Below are 2,342 nucleotides of genomic sequence, written 5' to 3' on the forward strand. Positions count from 1 at the left end.
CCTCTCCCCTGTCCCGCGCCGGGCGCGCGTCCGGTACGCCCCCGTCTCGGGGAGCGCCGTCGCCGCGGCAGCGGTGACCGGGGGGAGCGTGCCGCGTCGGCCGCGGCCGGCCAGTCGGCATCCCACACAGTCCGGGTGGCCTTCCGCGGCGGTTCGGTCCCGCACGCGCCAACCGCGCTCGGACAGGGGCCTGGGCCCACTGGCCTTTCCCCACCCAGCCAGATGCAGCACCCAGGTGGTGCAGGCCGCGAGGACGGCCAGGCCCGCCCCCAGCGCGACTCCCGGGAGCCATGCGGTGACCATCGAGCCCCCGCAGACCACGCTTGCCGCGAGCGCCATACCGGTGCCCGTCCAGCCGGCGACGGTGTGGCCATGATCGTGGCCGTGGTCGCCCTGGGTGGGGTTCATGACTTTCTCCTGATGCTTTGTATCTTCGGCAGCAGCACAGCAAACACGCAGAAATCTTAGCTTCTAAGCTAAGACTCTTAGATGCTAAGGAGATATCTGGTGGAGGGCAAGCCGCGCCGTGACGCGACCGCACAGGAGGCGCTGGACGCGATGGACCGCATGGTCGCCCTCGCCCTGGTGTCCCAGCACGACATCGCCCAGAGACTGGGGCTCAACGTCACCGACCTGACGTGCCTGGGACACGTGATCGGCGCCGGACAACGGCACCTGACCGCCGGCGACCTGGCTCAGCACGCCAACGTGACCACCGGTGCGATCACCGGAGTCATCAACCGTCTCGAACGCGCCGGTTACGTGAGCAGGCAGCCCGATCCCGCGGACCGCCGACGGGTCCGGGTGGTCCTCGACGAGAACGCCGCCGCCCGGGTCTTCGCCGTCTACGGCCCCCACTACCGGCGTCTGGCCGACCTCGCCGGCGACTACACGCCGCAGGAGACCGCCGTACTGGCCGACTGGTTCACCCGGGCCAGGCAAGCCATGGAGGAATCGCTCGACGAGATCCGCAAGCCCTCGTCGTCCGCCGGTCCCGGCGGTCCACGCGGCTGACCGCCTCGCGGGTCGGCCGAAGGGAGCCGGATGCCGTCCCTGCCATGCGACGGCCGCCGCCCGTTCGTGAGCCGGTCTCCCGTGCCGACGAGGGTGCGGCGGTCCGGAACCGATGGGGGTCGGCCCGGAACGGGTGGGCACCGCGCCGTCGTTCGGCATCGCCCTGACCGCCGCCGGCGGCGGGGCGCTCGCCGCCGGCGCAGGTAGGCACGGCCCCGGGAGGCTGCCGCCGGGAGCACGGTGCCGTGTCCGGCCCCGAGGGCGTGGTCGGTTCCGCCCCTGCCGCGCAGAGCGGCCCCGGTGTGTCGCGTCGGGGCCGCCCTCCGGCCTGCGGGTCAGCTCTGCTGCCGGCTCTGCTTCATCACTTCGCTCGTCATGTCGGCGACCTGGCCGGCCGGCGGTGCCTGTGCCTCGACCTCGGTGCCGAAGTCGGAGTAGTTCATCACCATGGTCATCTTGATCTGCTGCGGTGCGGCGCTGTTCTCCGCCTTGGCGCCGGCGGAGGGCGCGCCCTTGACGCTCATGTCGAGCTGCTGGCGCCGCAGCCGTCCGTCGCCGTCGAGCCAGACCTGCATCGGCAGCGTGGGGCCGACCTGCTGGCGCAGCTGGTCGCCGCCCGGCAGCTCGGCGACGTCCACCGACACCTTGTAGTGGGTGGTGTCGACGCCGTCGATCTTCTCCTGGCCGACCTTGGTGACGCCCTGGTCGGTGATGGCCTTGGCGTAGGCGGCCGACTGGGCCGGGTCACCGATCTGCCCGGCGTTCACGCCCAGTGCCTGCGCGGCCTTCTTCAGGTCGATCTTCATCCAGGTCTTGCCGCCCGGGGCCTTCTGCCCCGGCACCTTCTGGTAGAGGACCTGGTCGACCACGCGCTGCTCGATGCTCTTGCCCTGGGCGGTCACGGTCATGACGCTGTCGCCCTCTTGGAAGTCGAGCGCACCCTTGCCGTCGGTCGTGATCGACTCCCGCGGCGCGGAGAGCTTCATGTTGATCGTCATTTTGGCCGTCTCCGCCTCGGCCGTCCTGTCGTAGGCGGCCCGCACCTGCGTGGTGCCCTGCTCCTGCGCCCCCGCATCGCCGCTCGCGCTCGCGCTTCCGCTCGATGCTGTACCGGCCTTCTGCGACTTCGGCTCCTCGTCACCGCCGCAGCCCGGCAGTACGGCACTCGCCATGACGGCGGCCACGCCGATCGCGCTCGCCTTCATCCCCCTGCTCGGCATGTGAACTCCCCATCTCCTCAACGGCTTGCGGCCACTGCGGCCCCGCGGGCCTTCTGCCGCCCCGAATGCGGCCCCGCGGCTTTCTGCCGTCCCGAATGCCCCGGGGCA

General features: G+C 71.5%; 3 protein-coding genes. 1 reads left to right on the plus strand and 2 read right to left on the minus strand.

Going from position 1 to position 2,342, the window contains the following annotated elements; translation table 11 throughout:
- Positions 1-408 (minus strand): HGxxPAAW family protein (locus EBH09_RS38280; protein ID WP_238697100.1); only part of this gene is annotated, 408 nt, incomplete at its 3' end.
- A gap of 99 nt (positions 409-507) precedes the next feature.
- Here EBH09_RS38280 and EBH09_RS00215 point away from each other — a divergent pair.
- Positions 508-1,014 carry a MarR family transcriptional regulator gene (locus EBH09_RS00215; RefSeq protein ID WP_121745077.1) on the plus strand — a complete coding sequence of 169 codons (507 nt, stop codon included), beginning with the start codon at positions 508-510 and terminating at the stop codon, positions 1,012-1,014.
- A 335-nt stretch (positions 1,015-1,349) separates the two neighbouring features.
- Here the strand turns inward: EBH09_RS00215 and EBH09_RS00220 are convergent, their stop codons facing one another.
- Complete coding sequence (locus EBH09_RS00220) at positions 1,350-2,234, minus strand: hypothetical protein (RefSeq protein ID WP_121745078.1); 885 nt, start codon at positions 2,232-2,234, stop codon at positions 1,350-1,352.
- Positions 2,235-2,342 lie beyond the last annotated feature (108 nt).

The sequence above is a fragment of the Streptomyces sp. E2N166 genome, from assembly GCF_003671715.1.
GTDB lineage: Bacteria > Actinomycetota > Actinomycetes > Streptomycetales > Streptomycetaceae > Streptomyces > Streptomyces thinghirensis.